The sequence below is a fragment of the Microcystis sp. M061S2 genome (genome assembly GCF_020245605.1).
Lineage (GTDB): Bacteria > Cyanobacteriota > Cyanobacteriia > Cyanobacteriales > Microcystaceae > Microcystis.
Genome location: NZ_JADBUP010000020.1, coordinates 71,866 through 93,159, shown reverse-complemented (window position 1 = coordinate 93,159; position 21,294 = coordinate 71,866). Strand labels below are relative to the sequence as shown.

The 21,294-nt window shown below is 42.7% G+C and carries 15 protein-coding genes and 1 tRNA gene; 7 read left to right on the top strand and 9 right to left on the bottom strand.

Annotated elements, in window-relative coordinates; all coding sequences use genetic code 11:
* The first annotated feature begins 180 nt into the window (after window positions 1-180).
* Both IM475_RS04275 and ureC read left to right on the top strand, forming a co-directional pair.
* Entirely contained in the window at window positions 181-1,077 is an 897-nt protein-coding gene (locus IM475_RS04275; protein WP_287726794.1) for a polyphosphate kinase 2 family protein, read from the top strand.
* Window positions 1,078-1,158: 81 nt separating this feature from the next.
* The gene (gene ureC / locus IM475_RS04270; RefSeq protein WP_002735350.1) at window positions 1,159-2,868 is read left to right on the top strand and encodes an urease subunit alpha; all 1,710 of its coding nucleotides are present in this window, start codon (window positions 1,159-1,161) and stop codon (window positions 2,866-2,868) included.
* Window positions 2,869-3,020: 152 nt separating this feature from the next.
* Here ureC and IM475_RS04265 read toward each other — a convergent pair.
* A tRNA-Arg gene (locus tag IM475_RS04265) sits at window positions 3,021-3,094 on the bottom strand.
* A gap of 43 nt (window positions 3,095-3,137) precedes the next feature.
* Here IM475_RS04265 and moaC point away from each other — a divergent pair.
* On the top strand, window positions 3,138-3,638 hold the full coding sequence (gene moaC, locus IM475_RS04260; RefSeq protein ID WP_287726793.1) for a cyclic pyranopterin monophosphate synthase MoaC: 501 nt from the start codon (window positions 3,138-3,140) through the stop codon (window positions 3,636-3,638).
* Between the two features lie 211 nt (window positions 3,639-3,849).
* Here the strand turns inward: moaC and bchH are convergent, their stop codons facing one another.
* Both bchH and IM475_RS04250 read right to left on the bottom strand, forming a co-directional pair.
* Entirely contained in the window at window positions 3,850-7,515 is a 3,666-nt protein-coding gene (gene bchH / locus IM475_RS04255; protein WP_287726792.1) for a magnesium chelatase subunit H, read from the bottom strand.
* 75 nt (window positions 7,516-7,590) lie between these two features.
* Entirely contained in the window at window positions 7,591-9,321 is a 1,731-nt protein-coding gene (locus IM475_RS04250) for a diflavin flavoprotein (protein ID WP_287726791.1), read from the bottom strand.
* A gap of 365 nt (window positions 9,322-9,686) precedes the next feature.
* On the opposite strand from IM475_RS04250, the gene IM475_RS04245 reads away from it, so the two are divergent.
* Window positions 9,687-9,977: a hypothetical protein gene (locus tag IM475_RS04245; protein WP_287660657.1), complete on the top strand. Its 291-nt coding sequence runs from the start codon at window positions 9,687-9,689 to the stop codon at window positions 9,975-9,977.
* 120 nt (window positions 9,978-10,097) lie between these two features.
* On the opposite strand, the gene hypF is transcribed toward IM475_RS04245, so the two are convergent.
* Genes hypF through IM475_RS04230 form a run of 3 tightly spaced genes read right to left on the bottom strand, consistent with a single transcriptional unit; the run spans window position 10,098 to window position 13,572 of the window.
* Complete coding sequence (gene hypF, locus IM475_RS04240; RefSeq protein WP_287726790.1) at window positions 10,098-12,365, bottom strand: carbamoyltransferase HypF; 2,268 nt, start codon at window positions 12,363-12,365, stop codon at window positions 10,098-10,100.
* A 27-nt stretch (window positions 12,366-12,392) separates the two neighbouring features.
* Window positions 12,393-13,067 carry an ATP-dependent Zn protease gene (locus tag IM475_RS04235; protein WP_287660655.1) on the bottom strand — a complete coding sequence of 225 codons (675 nt, stop codon included), beginning with the start codon at window positions 13,065-13,067 and terminating at the stop codon, window positions 12,393-12,395.
* 52 nt (window positions 13,068-13,119) lie between these two features.
* Window positions 13,120-13,572 (bottom strand): hypothetical protein, encoded by a 453-nt coding sequence (locus tag IM475_RS04230; RefSeq protein WP_287726789.1) that lies wholly within the window; start codon window positions 13,570-13,572, stop codon window positions 13,120-13,122.
* Window positions 13,573-13,885: 313 nt separating this feature from the next.
* Between IM475_RS04230 and hisN the strand changes: the two genes are divergently transcribed.
* A complete protein-coding gene (gene hisN, locus IM475_RS04225; protein WP_287726788.1) occupies window positions 13,886-14,692 on the top strand; it encodes a histidinol-phosphatase in 807 nt (268 codons plus the stop codon).
* A 48-nt stretch (window positions 14,693-14,740) separates the two neighbouring features.
* Here the strand turns inward: hisN and rpe are convergent, their stop codons facing one another.
* Window positions 14,741-15,448: a ribulose-phosphate 3-epimerase gene (gene rpe / locus IM475_RS04220; protein WP_002736739.1), complete on the bottom strand. Its 708-nt coding sequence runs from the start codon at window positions 15,446-15,448 to the stop codon at window positions 14,741-14,743.
* 911 nt (window positions 15,449-16,359) lie between these two features.
* Between rpe and IM475_RS04215 the strand changes: the two genes are divergently transcribed.
* Window positions 16,360-16,725, top strand: coding sequence for a DUF1815 family protein (locus IM475_RS04215; RefSeq protein WP_287726787.1), 366 nt, complete (start codon window positions 16,360-16,362; stop codon window positions 16,723-16,725).
* A gap of 45 nt (window positions 16,726-16,770) precedes the next feature.
* Here the strand turns inward: IM475_RS04215 and IM475_RS04210 are convergent, their stop codons facing one another.
* Window positions 16,771-17,736 carry a glycosyltransferase family 2 protein gene (locus tag IM475_RS04210; RefSeq protein ID WP_287726786.1) on the bottom strand — a complete coding sequence of 322 codons (966 nt, stop codon included), beginning with the start codon at window positions 17,734-17,736 and terminating at the stop codon, window positions 16,771-16,773.
* Window positions 17,733-19,391: an ArnT family glycosyltransferase gene (locus IM475_RS04205; protein WP_287726785.1), complete on the bottom strand. Its 1,659-nt coding sequence runs from the start codon at window positions 19,389-19,391 to the stop codon at window positions 17,733-17,735. Before IM475_RS04205 ends, IM475_RS04210 begins: the two co-directional genes overlap by 4 nt.
* Before the next feature lie 285 nt (window positions 19,392-19,676).
* Here IM475_RS04205 and IM475_RS04200 point away from each other — a divergent pair, with 285 nt between their 5' ends.
* Window positions 19,677-21,281, top strand: coding sequence for a glycosyltransferase 87 family protein (locus IM475_RS04200; protein WP_287726784.1), 1,605 nt, complete (start codon window positions 19,677-19,679; stop codon window positions 21,279-21,281).
* The last annotated feature ends 13 nt before the right edge of the window (window positions 21,282-21,294 follow it).

Here is a 21,294-nt window from a genome sequence, read left to right as displayed (position 1 = left end):
AGAAAAAACTAGCGATTTTTAAGGATATTGATAACGAGGTTACTTCAAGAAAGGGACTGACAGCTATTTAAATATACTTTTGTCACTTCATCTTTGGCTCGCCGGTTCAAGGGTTAGATATTTTCCGAGCAAAAGTGCTACAATGTAATCTTAGGGGTCAAAACAATCAAGGAGAAGAGCATGGTCAGCAAAATTGATCGCCACGCATTTTTACAATCCTTAATCGTGCCACCGGGTAAAGAAATTTCTCTGCACAAAGACTACGATCCTGGGTTTAAGCCCGACTATATCACCAAAGAAGATGCCACGATGCTGCTGCAACAGGGAATCGAAAAAATGGCCGAGTTTCAAGATAAACTCTATGCCCAGGATACCTATGCCTTGTTAATTAATCTACAAGCCATGGATGCGGCGGGTAAAGATGGTACGATCAGACACGTTATGTCGGGCTTAAATCCCCAAGGCTGTCAGGTATTTAGCTTTAAAGTTCCCTCGGCCGAAGAACTAGATCACGATTATCTCTGGCGATATTATAAAGCTTTACCGGAGCGGGGTCGTATCGGTATTTTTAATCGTTCTTACTACGAAGAATTATTAGTCGTGCGCGTCCATCAAAATTTATTGGAACGGCAAAAACTCCCCCCGGAAGACAGAACCAAGAAAGTTTGGCAGCGACGTTTTGAGGAGATTAATAATTTTGAAAAATATCTGGTTAACAATGGGGTTATTGTCCTAAAATTCTTTCTCAATGTTTCTAAAGGAGAACAGAAAAAACGATTTTTAGAAAGAATTGATCGCCCCGAAAAAAATTGGAAGTTTTCCGAAAATGATGTCAAAGAAAGAGCTTTTTGGGGTGATTACATGAAAGCCTACGAGGAGGTATTCAATCATACCAGTACCGAATGGGCCCCTTGGTATATTATCCCGGCTGATCGCAAATGGTTTACTCGTTTAGCTGTGGGGGCGGTTATTTATCACACCCTCGAATCCCTCGGTTTAAAATATCCCACCGTCACCGAAGAACATCGCCAAGCTTTACTGAAAGCCAAAGAAATCCTGGAAAATGAGCCAGATTAAAAATGGAAGAAAATCCCTAAAAAGCGATAATTCCTGGAAAATTGATCGTATAATCAATGTCGATTTTCAAGAATTCCCCCTATGAATTATCGCATCGATCGCCGCACCTATGCAGAAACCTACGGCCCCACCGTCGGAGATAAAGTTCGCCTCGCAGACACGGAATTATTTATCGAAGTCGAAAAAGATTTCACCACCTACGGCGATGAGGTAAAATTCGGCGGCGGTAAAGTAATTCGCGATGGGATGGGCCAATCCCCCATTTCTAGGGAAGATGGGGCGGTAGATTTAGTGATTACTAATGCCTTAATTCTCGACTGGTGGGGCATCGTTAAAGCCGATGTGGGCATTAAAGACGGCAAAATTTATAAAATCGGTAAAGCGGGCAATCCCCACATTCAAGATAATGTCGATATTATTATCGGTCCTGCTACCGAGGCATTAGCCGGGGAGGGGATGATTTTGACAGCAGGGGGGATTGATGCTCATATTCATTTTATCTGTCCCCAACAAATTGAGACAGCGATCGCGTCGGGGATTACCACGATGATTGGTGGCGGGACCGGACCTGCGACGGGAACTAATGCCACCACCTGCACCCCGGGAGAATGGAACATCTATCGAATGCTAGAGGCCGCCGAAGCTTTCCCGATGAATTTGGGTTTTTTGGGTAAAGGCAATAGCAGTCAGCCGGAAGGACTAGCGGAACAGGTAAAAGCGGGGGTAATTGGCTTAAAACTCCATGAAGATTGGGGAACCACTCCGGCAGCCATTGATACCTGTTTAAGCGTGGCCGATAAGTACGATGTGCAGGTGGCGATTCATACCGATACTCTCAATGAGGCCGGTTTTGTTGAGGCCACTATCGCCGCTTTTAAAAATCGCGTCATTCACACCTACCACACGGAAGGGGCCGGCGGTGGTCATGCTCCCGATATTATCAGGGTTTGCGGGGAAATGAACGTTTTACCCTCCTCTACTAATCCCACCCGTCCCTATACGACGAATACCTTAGAGGAACACCTCGATATGTTGATGGTTTGTCATCATCTAGACCGGAGTATTCCCGAAGATGTGGCCTTTGCCGAATCCCGCATCCGCCGCGAAACTATTGCCGCCGAGGATATTCTCCACGATTTAGGGGCTTTTAGCATCATTTCCTCCGATTCTCAAGCGATGGGACGGGTGGGAGAAGTAATTATCCGCACTTGGCAAACTGCCCACAAAATGCGGGTACAACGAGGCAGACTGACCGGGGAAACGGGAGAGAATGATAATCTGCGGGCAAGACGATATATTGCTAAATATACGATTAATCCTGCTATTACCCATGGTGTCTCCGATTATGTCGGTTCCATCGAGGTGGGCAAATTAGCCGATTTGGTTCTCTGGAAACCGGCATTTTTTGGCGTAAAACCGGAAATTGTCCTGAAAGGCGGTTTAATCGCCTGGGCGCAAATGGGCGATGCTAATGCCAGTATTCCCACACCCCAACCGGTTTATATGCGTCCCATGTTTGCCTCTTTTGGTGGTGCGATCGCCAAAACTTCCTTGACATTTGTTTCTAAATATGCTATGAAAGCGGGCATTCCTGAGAAGTTAAAGCTGAAAAAAACCGCCGTGGCAGTGTCGAATACGCGCAATATCAGTAAGGCTAGTATGAAGCTTAATGACGCTTTGCCGCGCATGGAAGTTAATCCTGAAACCTACGAGGTGCGTGCTGACGGGGAATTATTAATCTGTGAACCGGCTACGGTTTTACCCATGGCCCAGCGCTATTTCCTATTTTGAATTCTGGTTTACTTCAATTTAACCTCAGTCCCCTTGCAGAAAAAATAAATACACTTGTGCTATATTAGGGACTTGGGGGAGATGGGGTAAAAAACCAAAGGAATTAGGAACCATAGGTTCCTAATTCCTGTAGTATATGCCATTGTATCTAACGGGCTTGGAGAGACTCGAACTCCCGACCTTGTGGTCCGTAGCCACACGCTCTAATCCACTAAGCTACAAGCCCTTGTTTTTCTCAACAGTAAACTACTATAGCACAGGTTCATTCAATGACGCAAGAGGGTAAAGAAAAATTATCTCATCTCGACAGCCAAGGACAGGCCCAGATGGTGGATGTATCGGAGAAAATGCCCACTAAACGCACTGCTATCGCCCTAGGACAAGTGAGAATGCTAAAAACGACTTTTGAAGCCATAGAACAGGGAAATGCGCCTAAAGGTGACGTTTTAGGGACGGCCAGACTAGCGGGAATTATGGCGGCCAAACAAACTTCCTGTTTAATTCCCCTTTGCCATCCCTTACCCCTGCAAAAAATCAATGTTCAGATTATCCCGAAAGCAGAGTTACCCGGCTACGAAATTCGGGCAGAAGTGGTGACAAAATCGGAAACTGGGGTAGAAATGGAAGCTTTAACGGCGGTATCTGTGGCAGCCTTGACTTTATACGATATGGCTAAAGCGTTAGAAAAATCAATCCTGATTGAAAATATCCTTCTGCTGAGTAAAACAGGAGGAAAATCAGATTATCACAAGGATTCCCTGTTGCCATAAAAACCCTAAGTAGGGTTTGCGGCAAAAAGTTTTTCCTGGTGTCAGGGTGTGGGGTGTGGGGTTTTACCCATTTTCAGGGAGTCAATTACCTAAGTTTCGGGGAAAAAGTACCTGAATTTTCCCCCCAATCACTCCAATCGCTGGCACTTTTTGATTTCAAAAAAGCCTAAAGATATTATCCAAGAAGGTTTTTAGATTTATTCAGCAAACCCTAAGTAACCCCTTCTAACTTTTCATCGGTCAATTGATATAATTCCTGTAATTTCTCTAATTTGTCGGGGTCTGCTTGCCAAAAACCGCGACCCTGTGCTTCTAACATTCTACCGACAATATTACGGAAAGCTTCGGGATTAGCTTGACGCAATTTTTCCGCCATTTCTGCATCAAAAGCGTAGGTATCGGCTGCCTGATCATACACCCAATCGTCACTAAAATTAGCCGTACCGCCCCAACCAATTAAAGCGGTCATTCTTTGGGAGATTTCATAGGCCCCACCGGAACCTTGATTAACCATGGCATTGGCCCATTTAGGATTGAGTAATTTACTGCGGTATTCTAAGCGCAAAACCTCCTCTAATTTGCGGGGAGTTGTATCATTGGAAAAACTCTCGACAAAACTCGTCATCACCCGTTTACCGCTTTGTTTTTCTGCGGCTAATTTTAATCCTCCTGTATTGCCGTAGTATTCCTGAATATCGGTTAAACCGTATTCTACCGAGTCAATTTCTTGGATAATACTTTCACTGGTTTTTAATAACTGTTGTAGCACTTCTGGCCGCGCTTGTCCCTTATCTTGACGACCATAACTAAAAACATTACGCTTTTCCCAAGTTTTCGCTAATTCGTTTTCATTGTCCCAATTTCCCTCCACTACTTGGTCATTAACTAAAGAGCCAAAATCCCCGGCAGGATTGGAAAATAAACGAGCGCTGGCATTGTCAATTCCTTGACTTTTTAAGGCTAAATAGTGCTTACGGATATAATTATCATTTTCCGATTCTTCTATCTCGGCTGCCCGCTGCATTAAATCATCCAATAACTCGATAATATTGATAAAAGTATCCCGAAAAATTCCCGATAAATTAGCCAGAATATCGATGCGCGGGTGTCCAATTTCCCCTAAAGGTTTTAATTCATACCTGACAATTCTTCCTGTCCCCTCTTTCACTGGTTCCGCACCGACTAATTCTAAGAGAATACCCAGGGATTCACCCTTAGTTTTAATCACATCTAATCCCCAGAGTAAAACTGCTACAGTTTCGGGATATTTTCCTTTTTCGGTTAAGTTTTGTTGTAGCAGTTTTTTGGCGATTTCTCGTCCGCGAGTGTAGGCTGCGGGGGAAGGCATTCGGTAGGGATCCAAAGCGTGTATATTGCGTCCTGTGGGTAAAACTCCCGCACCATCCCGGAGTAAATCACCCCCTGGTGCCGGTGGTACATATTCCCCATTTAATCCCCGCAAAAGATTAGTTAATTCTTCGCTATTTTGTCCTAATAAATTTTTAATAGCAATGCCTTCTTTAAGCTTTTCATTGGTTGCTTCATCAGCGAGAATTTGCTGAAATTCTCGCTCAGATAAATCGGTGAAATAAGCGTCAAGATAACCTTTTAATTCTTCCTGATTGGGAGCAGTTCCTAGGGTGTGTAACCCAGAAGAAAATAGTCTTTGTTCGACGATTTGTAGGTAATTATACACCTTAACAAAATAATCAGTTAGTGCATAGCGGCTAAATAATTTGGCATTTTCTAAAGTGAATTCTATTCCCTGTTTTTCTGCTTCCAGAAAAGGACAATCTTTAGAGATACCTGTATCAATAATCTTTTGGAGAATACTATCTCTTAAAGCGTAATTTTTCTCAGGATTTTCTCGAAACTCTGCAATCAAATCTCGTAAAATCATCAATTCTTTATATAATCCCGCTCGTCCGTAGGGAGGCACATTATGGGAAATTAACACCCCATAACCGCGACGTTTAGCCAGGATAGATTCCGAGGGATTATTAGCGGCATAAATATATAAATTCGGTAAATCTCCTAATAAAATATCTGACCAAGAATAACCAGTATTTCCTAGGGGTGAACCGGGCAGCCATTCGACGGTTCCGTGCATACCAAAATGAACGAGCGCATCGGTCTTAAAATCTTTTTGTAACCACTGATAAAAGGCCGCATACTGAGGGTGAGGAGTTAAATCTTTTTCAAACATTAACCGCATCGGATCCCCAGCAATTCCTAAAGGTGGTTGCACTCCAATCCAGATATTACCTAACTCAATACCCCCTAAATGATACTGATCGCCAATAGTTTTTATCCCCGCATCTTTCAGAGATTTCCAGTGTTTTTCAATGCGAGAAGTTAACAGATAACCTAGCCAATTTTCTAAAGTTTCTATCGATAAACGATTTTGTTTAGAGAGATTTTCATCATCGGCAAATTTAACTTTTTGAATAATTTCTTCCCCGTCTTCGGGAATTGTTCCCACATTATAACCCTGCGCTTGTAAAGCTTGTAAAAACTTAACCAAACTCCGGGGAACATTTAATAAAGCTGCCGTACCAACTGCCCCATAACCAGGGGGAAATCCATAGAGAATGATGGCTATTTTGCGTTCTTGGGGAGGGGTTTTATGTAACTTAATCCAACTGTTTAAACGTCCAGTTAAACGCTGTAATCTTTCGGGGATTAAATAGATAGTTTCCCCCACTAATCCCCCCAGAGGAATCGTATCAATTGCTCCATCTAATTCAGGTAAAGCGTATAGAACCACACTCTGTAAACCACCGATTCCCTGTCTTGTCCAAGAATAAATATCTTGAATCAATAAAGGGGCAGCGATAAGATAAGGAATATTTTTAGCGGACAGAATTCGTTTAGCCACTTCTACCTGTCTTCCTGCTTCCATAGAACCCGCGGGACCCCCCACCAAAGGAAAGCCAATCGTCGAGACAATTGCATCTACTGTCACCGCATCTTCACTTAAAGAAGGAGTTTCAATGATTCCTTTTTTTCTTTGCTGAATTTCGTAGTCTGTGGTTAACCAATCCCGAACAATTGTATGGCCTTCTACTCCGTTAATAAACACGGGTAGGGGAATTAAATTAGCCGTTTCAAAATGACGGATTAATTGATTAATATAGGGTAGTTTACTGATAACGTGCTTCCGATAAAGCAGCAGTGCCACCACTGGTTTATCAAGAGATTTATTTTTTTTATACCAAGTCAAATATTCTTGGGGAGTGAGAAAATAACCCTGATAATCGGGGTGTAATAGTCCCTTATTGGGAGTTTCGATAACTTCGGGTATTTCCCGTACTTTTAATCCTAGATATTTTTGGGCAATTACCCAACACATAGCGGCAACATTTTCAGTTCCTCCCGCATTCCAATAACCGTAAATAATTAACCAATTACGCAAATCTTGAACTTTTTTAGCGGGAATAAATTTCAGCAGTTTCGGACCAGTTTTGAGGAAACTGAGATAACCGGCTAACTTATCTTCTTCCTTGCCACTGGAAAATTTACTCAAGATAAATTGAATTGGTTTTGGCATTCCTTTTGGTTTATCCCCGATGGCAAATTCTCCCAAACGGGTTAAACTCATTAACTCTAAAGCAGACTCAAAAACTAAGCGAATCGGAATCTCTGCCGCTCGTTGCCGCAGCCAAGTAACTTGATCGTAATCGAAGATCAAACTAGCAAAAAAAACGTCGGCAGTGGCTAAAGCTTGCTCGACTATTTCCGGTTCGCTCGTCAAGGATTTATCGCTAAATACTTTGACCTCTAAATCGGGACATTTAGAACTAGCCAACAGGCCCGATTGCCGATATAAATTGGTGTTAAAGGTTTCAAAGCCAACAATTAAAACAATACTTTTCATAAGAATATATTTTTAGACCAATCAGGGTGCGTTATCCTGCCTGAAAACACCCCCTGAAATGATCATAACGACAAATTAATAATAACTGCCGGATTTGCGATGATGGATGGCGGTTAAACCCTGGTGTAAAACCTTGCCTTTTTCTGCGATCGCATAAATCAGCCAATGATCACCGCACTCCATTCGTTGTTCTACCCGACATTCCAGATAAGCGAGCGCTTCGGCCAGAATCGGCCCACCGTTCTCAGCTTTAGTGGTTTCGATATTAGCAAAACGATCTTCTCCGGGGGAAAAAGGTTTAAGAAAATGCTTCATTAAAGCCAAATGTTGACCTTCTTGGAGGATATTAAGGACAAAAGGCGTACCGCTATAGAGCAGAGACTCGATCGCTCGTTCTTTCGCCACGGCAATAGTCAATCCGGGGGGGGTGAACGTCGCTTGCGACACCCAAGAGGCTAACATGGCGCCGCGCAATTCCCCCAATTCGCAGGTGACGATACAGAGAGAACCCACCAAACGTCCCAGGGCCTGCGATCGCCGATCGCTTTGGGATTGGTTAACATTAGTTTTCGGTTGTCTGCTTTTGCGAGCTTTTTTGACTGCTTGAGCGAAATCGGTTCCTGCTTCCTCACAGGTCTTTAAAACTGCCTCCGTCGGTTTAAATTTAACCCGAATTGGCTCAAAACCGAAGCGATAACCGCCATCCCGGAATTTACCTTCTAAAAGATCGACCGCTTCCCCACTCCAACCGTAGGAGCCAAAAACTCCCACCAGCTTGCTTTTATCGCCATTTGCTAGGGTAATCCCCAAGGCGGTTTGGATGGGAGTCGGTGCGTGTCCTCCCAAAGTGGGGGAACCAAAGATAAAACCGACACTTTTTTCGATCGCCGTTTTGATCTCGTCCGGTTCAGCGAACTCGGCATTAATCGCCGTCACTGCTACTCCCGCTTTCGTGATCCCCATGGCGATCGCTTGAGCAAGGGTGGCGGTGTTGCCGTAGGCACTGGCATAAATCAGGGCGATTGTCAACTCTTGATACTTTTGTACTGCTAACCATTGTTGATAGGAAAGGGTCAATTCGTGCATCGCGTAACGCACCAGAGGACCGTGACCAACAGCATAAAATAAGGGCGATTTAGCGGCTAATTTCTCCAAAGCGTTGCTAATTTGGCTGGCATAGGGAGCCATGAGACAATCGAAATAATAACGCCGATCTTCGTTATAAACGCTCCAACCCTCATCAAAAATTTGGTCGCCACAAACGTGCGCTCCGAATAATTTATCGGTGTAGAGAATATCGGTTTTGCTGTCGTAGGTACAGAGTTGATCGGGAAATCTGGGGTTAGGAGTGGGGATAAATTCTAATTGATGGTTTGCCCCTAAATTTAATATTTCTTCCCCCTTGACAACCAACAGATTTAATGCTTCGGTTTCGAGAATTTTTTTCAGGGAAATTGCCCCCGGATTAGAACAAACAAAAGTGACTTGAGGAGCGATTTCTAAAAGTGCCTTGAGGGTGACGGCACGATTGGGGTTAACGTGACCGAGGATAATATAATCAATAGTTTTCGGATCAATTCTTTTAGTTAAAGCCTCTAAAAATATAGCCGAGAATGATTCCCCCGGTGGATCAAAAAGAGCGACCTTTTCACCTTTAATCAGATAACTATTGGCGGTGGTTCCCTTTTGTAATCCGTATTCGATCTCGAATTTTAACCGGTCCCAAGTGCGGGAACGAAAGACAAAAGTATCGACGGCAATAGGTGCTACTTGTACATCTCTCGGTTTGACAATTGCATTATTCATAATCTTAGTTACCAGTTATCAGTTAATTAGTCAAGTAGTTAAGCGGCAACTTGAGGCTGTCATCATTTTTTACTTGGCAAGTTTGGCATCAAAGTCAACACTTGATTTTTGACTAAATACAGCCTTTTATCGCTAGGGACGAGTGGGGAAATTTACAGGTTATCTTGCCAGCAGGAAGGACATCAATATCTAAAGTACACCATCTCTGGGAAGAAACCTAGCTTCTAGCAATTTGTTCGCGGGTAAGGATACCCCTCTGGGGGGATTTGCCAGTCTATTGAGAAATTCTAAAGGGAACGTGATCCCCAGAAGCGAGGTGCTAGTCTGAGGGAAACCCTGCTATCTCCCTATCAGGCAAAGTTTTTATGAGCTATCAGCACTCGTCTTTTGACTGCACTAGCGCCAATTTTGAGAAAGCCGCTTTGACTCATTTTCGCACTCTTGTGGCTTTTTTACCGGACAATTGCCGTATTTACCGACAAACTTGGGAATTTTCTACGGTTCTCTGTCTCGATTTTCTAGCCTGTTTGCAGGGACTAGCAATCACCCGTCAAAATTTCGCCCATCTAGTCAATGTGACACAAGAACTCGGTTTAGGTCAAGCAATTATTTTGAAAGTAGGTAATAAAATCGTTGAGTGGCATCGTTTAAGCTAAAATCTCAATTTTCGACCATCTCAACAGTCTAGAAAAAAATCGGCTCTCTGTGTTCTTTGTGTCTCTGTGGTTTATAACTAGCTCTTGCCTGTCCTAACCAAGAAGTTAATTTTGTCCTATCTAGAACCGTTTAAGTTGAGAAAAAGCCCCGATAATTTGACCAAGGCTAATACCACCATCATTAGTGGGAACAGTTTGCTGCCAGTAGGGTTGAAATCCCGAAGCTTGTAGGCGATTAATTGTTCTTTCCGTTAGATAACGATTTTGAAAACAGCCTCCCGTCAGGAGAATTTTTTCTCTACCTATTTGGTGAGCAATTTCTACAATAATCTCACTTAAACTATTATGAAATTTAGCGGCAATTATGCCGATTTGTACTTGTTTTTCTAAATCCTCAACAACTCCTAAAATTATCTGATTCCAATCAATAACTATGGGTGAGTCGGCGGACAAAGAAAAATTATAATATTCCTCTGTTTTAATGCTCTCAAGGGCAAATTCTAACTGCATTGCTGCCTGTCCCTCAAAACTTAATTGATAACATAAACCTAGAATCGCCGCCACGCCATCAAACAAACGCCCGACACTAGAAGTTAAAGGACAATTAATTTTTTTGGTTAACATTTGCCTAAAAATAGACCATTCCTGTTCACTAAAAGCTGATTTTATCCTATCAGTATTTTCCATAACTTCTAGTAATCCTAAAGCTACTCGTCTGGGTTCTTTAACCGCTTTTTCTCCTCCGGGTAATGGCCAGGGTTTAAAATGGGCGACTCGCTGCCAAGAATCGGCAGCAATATGGATAAACTCTCCCCCCCAAATTGTGCCGTCTAAACCGTATCCTGTTCCATCCCAAGCAACCCCTAAAACCGGAGGTTGTAGCTGATGTTCTGCCATGCAGGATAAAACGTGAGCGTAATGGTGTTGAATGGGAATAACGGGCAAATTTAAGCTATAAGCGTACTTGGTCGCTAGATATTCAGGATGAGCATCACAGGCAATAACTTCGGGTGCAAACTCGTATAATTTTTTTAAACTATCGAGAATATTTTCAAAATGATTGACGGCATTAACCGTATCTAAATCGCCGATATGTTGACTGATAAAAACTTGATTTTTTTGGTAGATAGCCACGGTATTTTTAAAATAACTTCCCACGGCCAGAATCGGGGGAAAATCTCCCTCATTAATTTTAACGGGAAAGGGAGCATATCCCCGCGCCCGGCGCAAAATCATCGCTTTTCCCGCCATTTCCCTGATAATAGAGTCATCCACTGGTCGAACTATTGGACGATTATGAACTAGAAATAAATCGGCGATAGTTCCCAATTTTTCTAAAGCTTCTTTTTCCTCAATACAGATAGGTTCATCGGCTAGATTACCACTGGTTGCTACAACAGGAAAGCCTAATTCTGCCAATAAAAGATGATGTAGGGGAGTATAGGGTAACATGACTCCTAGATAGGGATTACCCGGAGAAACGGCAGCAGAAAGATCATTTTTTTGCTGTTTAATCAGGACAATTGCCGCAGCAGGAGACTGCAATAATTGCGATTCTAAAGAAGATACATAACCGTGGTTTTTCACTAACTCAAGATTAGGATACATCACGGCAAAAGGCTTATCTGGTCGCTGTTTGCGTTGTCGCAATTTTTGCACTGCTTCCGTATTTCTTGCATCGACAACTAGGTGAAATCCTCCTAATCCTTTGATCGCTATAATTTTTCCCTGTTTAATTGCTCTAGCGGTGGCGATTAAAGCTTGATCTTTTTCCGCTAATACAGTTCCTTGACTGTCTAAAAGACTGATTTGGGGTCCGCAACTAGGACAGGCATTCGGTTGGGCATGAAAACGGCGATCCAGAGGGTTTTCGTATTCCCTTTGACATTCGGGACACTGATTAAAACCCCTCATAGTTGTGGCACTGCGATCATAGGGTAAACTCTCGATAATACTGTAGCGAGGACCGCAGTTAGTGCAGTTAGTAAAAGGATAGCGATAACGACGATTATTCGGGTCAAAAATATCGGCTAAACAATCGGGACAAGTGGCTAAATCGGGCAGAACAATTGTATTTTTTTCACCGCCGCTGCTAGGACGTATGCTAAAGTTTTGATAACCGACGGGATTTAACCATTGAGTCTCAATATTTTCAATTAGCGATTGAGGTGGTTTTTCTAAAGATAATCGAGTCAAAAAAGTTTCCAGTTTGTCTCGATTGCCCTCAACTTCAATAAAAACTCCCGCTGCTGTATTATTCACCCAACCAGTTAGGTTTAATTCCGTTGCTAATCGATAAACAAAAGGACGAAAACCGACCCCTTGTACTGCTCCGCGCACAATTAAAGCTAATCGCTGATCGGATTGATAATTTAACGGGGAAAACATCAAATTCATCCCTGATTACTTTTCCCGTTATACTAAACTTTCGCTAATCACCCGACAGCATTCTTCCACACTGGCCCTGTTTTCCATAGCTATCACTAAAGCTTGATAGGCAGTCTGTTGTTTTTCTAAAAGAGTTTTTGCCTGTAATAAACTCCAGCGCTCTTTTTGGGCATAATTATTCTCAGGAACCCCCGCTAATTTTAAGGCCGATTGCAGATAAAATCGATCGCTTTCTCCCCCTGCCGCTTTACCATAAACTAAGGTTTCGGCAGCAATTCCCGCCATCCACACCGTAGAAATTCTCTCTAAAAAAGCAGGAAAATCGGTAAAGTTCTTGACTTTTTGCCCTAAATCTGCTAAATCAAATTGAACGCCGCCGACTCCCTCTTGGCCTTGACGAAAGGCTTCCCAAGCGGTCAAACTATAACTGGCGATCGGAATACCCAAAATATAAGCGGCGAGAAAATGTCCGGCTTCGTGGTAAATAACTCTTTGACGGTGTTTACTGGGAGAAAGAGCATCCAGTAGTAAAGTCACGCCTCGGTTATTAAAGGTGAGAGTATCAACGGTGACTAATCCCAAGAGGCTAAAAGTAGCCAAAGCGGGAATAAAAGGCGAAATAGACAGCAAAGGGGTGACAAATACGGAAAGAGTGATCGAAAAAACGGTAATCGCGATCAGATTTAAAGCTGTCTGTTCCATAAAAATTAATAAAAATATACAAATGCTTAATACTATGTTACATTGCCTAGTTTTATTTTCCCCGAATTAACCAACCAATTACCCCACCCACAAAAGCAGTCACAATCGATATACCGATCTGTTTCCAGTTTTTTACCTCCCCAATTTTTTCAGCTAAATCGGGAATTTTTCCCACGGATGCCTCGATGAGTTGCACTCTTTCATTTAAACCGGTGATTTTTGCGTCTAAAGTCCTGATTTCTCCCTTAATTTCCGTCTGTCCTATCTCTAGGACCTGAATTTCTCTTTTGATCTCTCCGACGCTATTCTCGATCGCTTTTTGTCCATTCTCCAGAGAGGTTAAACGAGTTTCGAGCGCTTTTTGTCCATTCTCCAAAGAGGTTAAACGAGTTTCGATCGCTTTTTGTCCATTCTCCAGAGAGGTTAAACGAGTTTCGATCGCTTTTTGTCCATTGATAATCAGATTTTCTAACCTTTTTAGGTCATTTTCCGTAAAAGCCGTCATCAGCTAAACTCCTAATAGATTAATTTTTTCTCGTCTTGAGATTGAGTCGATCGTTGACTAATTTAATTATGGAGTCAAAATCAAACTGTTACCCATTGATAGTTCTAGGTTCGATGCCGCAATAGGTATTTAGGGTGATAGGGAAATTTCCGCTAAATCCCCCATCTCCCCACTGATAATTCATAATTTATAATTCATAATTCCCACCTCCCCATCTCCCCACTGATAATTCATAATTCATAATTCATAATTCCCCACTTCCCCTTTACCATAAATAAACATTATTGTTTTCCTGTATGGATAACTTTTATTGATGAATATCGATCGCACTATCCAACTAGCTCATCAATTAGCGGACGCGTCTGGAGAGATTATCCGGCGCTATTTTCGGCAGCCTGATCTAGAAACCGAGACAAAACTCGATCAAGTTTCCTCAATAGTAACAATCGCTGATCGAGAAGCTGAGGAGGCGATGGTGGCGATTATTCGGCGAGAATTGCCTGAAGATGGGGTTATTAGGGAAGAAGGAGCCAATATTCCCTCCCAAAGTGGTCGTTATTGGGTGTTGGATCCCATCGATGGCACATCCTCTTTTGTCAAGGGATTACCGATTTTTGGGACTTTAATCGGCCTAGTGGCAGAAAATCAACCGATTTTAGGAATTGTCGATCAACCGATTTTAGGCGATCGCTGGTTAGGAGTGAAGGGAAAAGCCAGTCTTTATAATAACCGGATGATTGTTAATCCCTACCGTCAAGATCGGGAACTTGTCTTAAAAAATGCCTGTTTAGCCTCCACCACCCCCTTAATGTTTATCACAGAACGACAACAAGCGATCGCTCGTCAGCTGCAAAGCGTCTGCAAACGTACCGCTTTTGGGGGTGATTGTTATAACTATATGATGTTAGCCACCGGCTGCACTGCCATGCCGATGGTAATCCTAGAATCAGACCTGAAATACTACGATTTTTGTGCTTTAATCCCGATTATTGAAGGTGCGGGCGGAATAATTAGCGATTGGTCGGGTAATCCCCTAAAAGCTGATTCTAGCGAAGTTTTAGCCGTCTCTAATTCCGGTTTATGGCGGCAGGTTTTAGAACAAATCAGCAGAGTGGGTTAGTGCCAATACTAAGATAATTAGTCAACAGCTAACCCACCCCTGCGGCAATTAAACGGTGGCTAATTGAGGTTGGGGACGTTTGCTGTTACGGATACCTTCGATCGCTGCTGCGTAATCGGGGGCATTAAATACCGCCGAACCTGCTACGATCGCATTAGCACCTGCTTCGAGAACTTGCCAAGTATTAGCCGGTTTCAAGCCGCCATCCACTTCAATCCAGGGATCCAAGCCTTTTTCATCGCAGATTTGGCGTAATTGACGGATTTTGGGGACAACTTCCGGGATAAAACTCTGGCCACCAAAACCGGGGTTAACGCTCATAATTAGGACTAAATCGCACAAATGCAGCACGTATTCGATTAAATCTAGGGGAGTGGAGGGATTTAATACCACACCCGCTTGTTTACCGAGTTCGCGGATTTGGCAAAGAGTACGATGGAGGTGGGGAGAAGCATTATGTTCAGCGTGAACAGAAATAATGTCAGCACCCGCTTTCGCAAAGTCAGCCACATATTTTTCTGGTTCGACGATCATTAAATGCACATCTAAAGGTTTTTTCGTATAGGGACGAATAGCGGAGACAATCAGGGGTCCAATGGTGATATTCGGGACAAAACGACCATCCATCACATCAACGTGAATCCAATCGGCTCCTGCCTTATCCACAGCCTCGATATCGGCTCCTAATTTACTAAAATCCGCCGATAGGATCGAGGGAGAGACAACGATCGACTTCGAGCTTCCGTTTTGGGTCATGGCTAACTATAGAATTTCGTGTTTATATTTTCGTAACAATCTTATCAGCAATCAGTGATCAGTGATCAGTAATCAGTAATCAGTGATCAGGAGTCGGTCGTCAGGAGTCAGGAGACAGGAGGCAAAAGGCAGGAGACAGGAGGCAGGAGACAGGAGATTATTTTTATTTATTTTCCCCACACCCCACACCCCATCACCCCACTTCATAATTCATAATTCATAATTTACAATTCCCACTCCCCCCCCTCCTCATCCGGAATAGAGACATAGGTTTATGTAATTGTCAATCTAGATTTGCGAACTTTTTTGTCGAAACTGGATCATAAACTTTAAAAATAGGCATGATGGGAATATAGCGGTTTTCACAGAAGTGAGTCCCGATTGAAACGCTGAAACGCCTATCTATCAAGGGGTTTACTATACCTTATTAGACTGAAAACCGCTATAGTTGGCATCGAGGGGGTGGAAAGACGGATAAACTGGTGGCTTTGTACTTACATACACTTGGCTATCTCAGGAATTCGCGCTACTCTAGGTATCGGGTTCTTTACATTTTGTTACTTAGGTGATTTCCTCTAAAGAAATTACCAGACGATCAATTATCTGCTGTCAGAGCTTGGCATTGTTAAACTCTGCCGAAGGTAAATTTGTTCTCGGAAATCACCTTAACATCCGTAAGAAAACTGGCTCTTCTCGACTTTGTGTGATAATTTTTGCTTATAGAATCCTGAAGTGCTTATTGAGCAAGACTTTTAGGACTATTTTGCGGAAGAGACTATCAGTATAGACCTCGTTTCCACACAGAAACCAGAAGAGCCGAAAACTTAGTTCGCATACCTTATTTTCTCAAGAAAGAATCTTAAAAAAGTGTTAAGGTTTTATAATTGAGGAGTGTTATCAGGAGGAAAATTGTGTTTAAACGACTTGCAGAACAGCATCGCCAACTGGTCAAAGACTTAGTCATGGATTTACAGGCCTTAGCGATCGCACTAGAAAATCAGGGTTATCTAGCATCCTGCTATACCTGTGGCGGTCAAATGAACAGCGCATCCTTTATGGTGGGATTGGGTGAAACCCATCTAATTCGGTTTCTCGTGTCCGATTACGGCATCACTTGGACAGAAATGCGCGATGATCGAGAGTTAATGAAACTCGAAGGTGCGGAAGCTATCAGCCAACTACAGGAATTAGCCAATCTGATTAAATATCAAATTTCGCCGGCGGAATTTATTGACAAAAAACCCTCCTCCGTGCTGCAACGGTTAGAGGCGGTTTAACCCCAGATGTGACCTAGACCTGTATGTTTAGTGAACTTTTTCCCCCTAACCTTTCAGCCAACTGTTAGCTAGATAAGCCATTCGTTTCATCTCTTTGCGTCCCCGGGAGACGGAATCGAGGATCATGCCACAGGTCAAACCTAAAAAGGCTAAAAGCATGATCGAGGCCGATAAAATAGCGGTGGGAAAACGTGGCACTAAGCCGGTTTCGAGGTATTCAAACAGGACGGGAATCGCTAAGAGAAGGGAAATAACCGCTAAAATTAGCGAGACAAGGCTAAAAAAGAGAAAAGGACGAATTTCTTTAAAAAGTAAGATAGCGGTTCCCAATACTCGCCAGCCATCTTGAAAGGTTTTTAATTTACTTTGGGAACCTTCGGGACGTTCCCCGTAGAGGGTTGGTTCTTCAGCGAAGGGAATTTTTAATTCTAAAGCGTGGATAGTTAACTCGGTTTCAATCTCGAAACCATTGGACAAAGCGGGAAAAGATTTGACGAAACGACGGGAAAAGACACGATAACCAGAGAGCATATCGATTAAACGCGCTCCAAACAGAAATTTAACGAATCCTGTTAAAAATAGATTACCAGCGCGATGACCGGGACGATAAGCCTGGGAGGATTTTACCGCTTCCCGACGCGCACCGACGACCATATCCAATTGTTCCCGCAGCATTCGTTCAATTAAGCCTCGTACTGCCGCAATTTCGTAGGTATCATCACCATCAATAAGAATATAGATATCGGCCTCGATATCGGCAAACATCCGCCGGACAACATTGCCTTTTCCCGGTTGGATTTCCTGACGAACGATCGCCCCGGCTTTCAGTGCCTCGGTCACGGTATCATCGGTAGAACGGTTGTTATAGACATAAATTGCCGCTTCTGGCAGAAAAGTTTGAAATTGGGAGACAACTTTAGCGATCGTTAGTTCTTCGTTGTGACAGGGAATAATCGCCGCGATACGGTAGTTTTGCAGGGAAATCGGCGGAATAGCAGTCATTTCGATCATGGCTGACGACAATGTTTAATGATGGTTAGGGGGGTGTCCTGACGTTGGACGGCATGAACAATGGGACAATGGGGGAAAGCTTGGAAATAATCGTATCGGGATAAACCCATGTAATAATCGGGGTCGGCGGCCTTTCCCCAAGCAAAGTCATCTCGATAGATCATCGTAAAGTTTCGTTGGTGATCCTCTACCATTTCTGCCGCAAACATCGGACCGGCAACGACTATGGTAGAGTTAGCGGCGGCATTTTGATTAAGCCATTCCATCCCCTCTTTGAGACTTAATCCCCAGTAATCGGTTTCCTGTTGACCTTGGGCCGCTTTTAAGCCTCCGTAGGCGCGATTATAGTAGGTGTATTCGTAGGGATGCAGGCCAATCATGTCATAGACAATGACGCTAAAGTTGAGGATTAGCAGGGTCGTTAGAAAGATTTTTATTGACTTTCGCTTGAGTTTATGGTATGTCCAAATAATGGCCGTAGTTGCGATCGCTGCTAGGGCGGGAATGACAAATAAAAAGTGACGGATGCCGTCGTAGAGGGTAGAGTGACGCAGGATAGCAACGGTAGGCAGTAAAAACGCTTGGAGTACGGTGATTAGGGCGCAAGCACGCTGGGTTGGCGTTAATTTGGTCATTTTTGTCAAAATCCCAATTACACCGACCAGGGCGGCGATTTGCAGGAGGACGGGGGTGGTGAGGGAAAATAGCCGGGGTAGATAGTACCAAGGTAGGGAACGACCGGGGATATTTTGACCGTCAAAGAGAACCGTATTATCCCAGATGTTATACTTTGACATGAGGGTTATCGCTTCGATAAACCAAGTAATCGGGTTTCTCCAAGCAGCAGGATAGACTATATAGGTGGTTATTGCCCAAAAAAGTATAATAACTGCGTATAGGGGCAGAAAACGCCAGAGAGTTTTGAGGATTGTTTTTAAATTCCATCGGGCCACCAGATGGGCGAAGATGAGATAAAAGAGGATAAAAAAGCCACCGATGCGAATTCCGGTGATTAAACCAGCGAGAATCCCGTAGAGGCAAGAATAAACGGTTAAACGGTTAAATCCTAGTTTAATAGCCTGATTTTCGGATCGAAAATATTTATCTAGCAATAGGGAACCGGCGAAGGTTCCGAGGGTGAACATGGCTGCAAAGGGAATATCTTTGGGATTAAAGAAGCTATGACCCCAAAAAGCGGGAAATAGGGCTAAAATTAGCGCACCTAACCAAGCAGATTCGATTCCTGCTAGGATAGCGACGATTCCCACCACCGATAGATAGGTAATCAGGGAAAAAAGAAAGGTGACGACGTGCTTAACCCGGGTTATTTGCCAGATCCTCGATAGCCATTCATCCTTATCAGTGGGATTGGGGGGAAGATTGGGGGTAGCAGGGAAAAAATTTTCTTTGGTTTCATAGATAAGTTGGGAGATGTAGTTAAAATAAAAGCCGTAATGACGCGACATTTCTGATATGGGCTTGTTTTCTCGGATATATTCGAGATTATGATTGACCATATCCACTTCGATCGGTTCGTCCCAAGTGATACCATAGTTTCCGACTACCGATAAACCAATTATCGCCAGCACTAGGATGACCGATAGAATTTTTAGATAAGCTTGCTTGACCGAGATTAACCCTTTTCTGGACTTCATGGGCGATCGAGTCAGTATGGTGGGCAATTTTATCACCTTAGTGTATCAAAATTTGGTCAACTCGCCCAAAGACGTTTTTGGGAGTGAAAAGTTTCCGTTTGTATTTGTTAGCCAAACATGGTATATCAAGTAAAAAGCTATCAGCTAAAAGGCCGACTCGTCCCAGAGCTAGTAATTAGTCTAATGGCACAATAAAAACTAATAACTGATTGGCTTTTGCCGAAGGTAAACAGTCCTATTGGGTTTAGTTTTCTCGTCGAAGTCACCAAAATTATTGATTAAATTATGGCATTATTAAAACGGTTCACCCTGACTCATCCCCTCTTCTGGGCAGTAGTTTATTTTATCGGATTAGGGATTATCTCAGTTATCTTAGGTCAAGATGTTAGTTGGGATTTACGCAATTATCATTTTTATAATCCTTATATGTTATTAACGGGACGTTTTAAGTATGATGTCCTCCCAGCACAGATACAAACTTTCTTTAATCCTCTGATGGATGTTCCTTTTTTCGTTGCTATCCATTACTTAAAACTACCTCCTGTGGTGGTCGGGTTTTTCTTGGGAGGATTTCACGGTTTAAATCAGTGGTTGGTTCATTTAATCACTTATCAATCCTTCGATAAAGTTGGCGAAAGATACAAGATAACTTTAAGCGTAGCAGCAGCAATTATCAGTATTTTTGGGGCAGCTTTTCTATCAGAGTTGGGAACCAGTATCGGCGATAGTACCAGCAGTGTTTTTGTTTTGGCAGGATTATTTTTAATTATCGCTTGTCTTGGTCGTAATCAACCGGTTAAGGTTAAAACTATAATTTTTGCAGGATTGCTTTTCGGACTAGCAACAGGACTAAAATTGACCACGGCACTGTATAGTATCAGTTTAATCGTGGCGATTAGTTTTTTAACCAATACCATCAGGGAAAAGCTGCGTAATCTTCTGTCCTTAATTCTCTCTATGGCTGTGGGATTTTCCCTGACGATGGGTTATTGGATAATCCTGATGTGGACTAATTTTGCTAATCCCCTTTTTCCCTTCTTCAACAAAATTTTTCAATCTCCCTACATCGAAACAGATTTTAACCTGCAAGATGTACGCTTTTTACCGAAAGATGTTTGGCAATTTTTATTTTATCCCTTTTATTTTGTGCAGGAACAAACCCTAGTGGCTGAGGTAAAATTTAAAGAGACTCGTTTTGCTATTGCCTATCTTTTAATTGTTATTCTTCTGGGAGTAATTATTTATCGCTACACCTCTCGCCGTTCTCTAGAGCAAAAAAATAATTTAGTCCATTTACCCATTCTCGGATTTTTACTACCTTTTTATTGTAGTGCCTATCTGATCTGGTTAAAGGGGTTTTCTATTTATCGTTATCTGATGGTTCTAGAGTTAATCACACCGGTTTTAATTATCCTGATTATTGCCTATCTTTATCCTCATAAAAGGACAGTTTTTATAATATCTATCGCTATTTTTGCCTTAATTGCCGCTACAGTCAAACCCTTAGACTGGTGGAGAATGGGATGGTCAGATAATTATTTTGGTATCGATAGTCAAGCATTAAAACCCTACGAAAATTCCACGATTGTTATCTGGGGAGATGAAGGAACGGGTTATCTAGTTCCCCATTTTCCCGCTTCGACTCGTTTTGTGCGATTGCGAGGGAATATGGGAGTCAGTGAGGGAACTTTAATGCGAAAAAATGCCGAGACATTTATTGCTAATACTCCCCCAGAATCTCTCTACATTCTCCAGACGGACTTTAATAAAAAATCCCCTGATATAGTGGAAGATTTGGCTAAAGAAAATCTCGTTATTGATTTCCAAAATTGTCAACCCTTTCCTAGTAAAATTGAAAATTTTAATCTCTGTCGTCTCCAAAAAAAGTAATTAGCACGGAAAA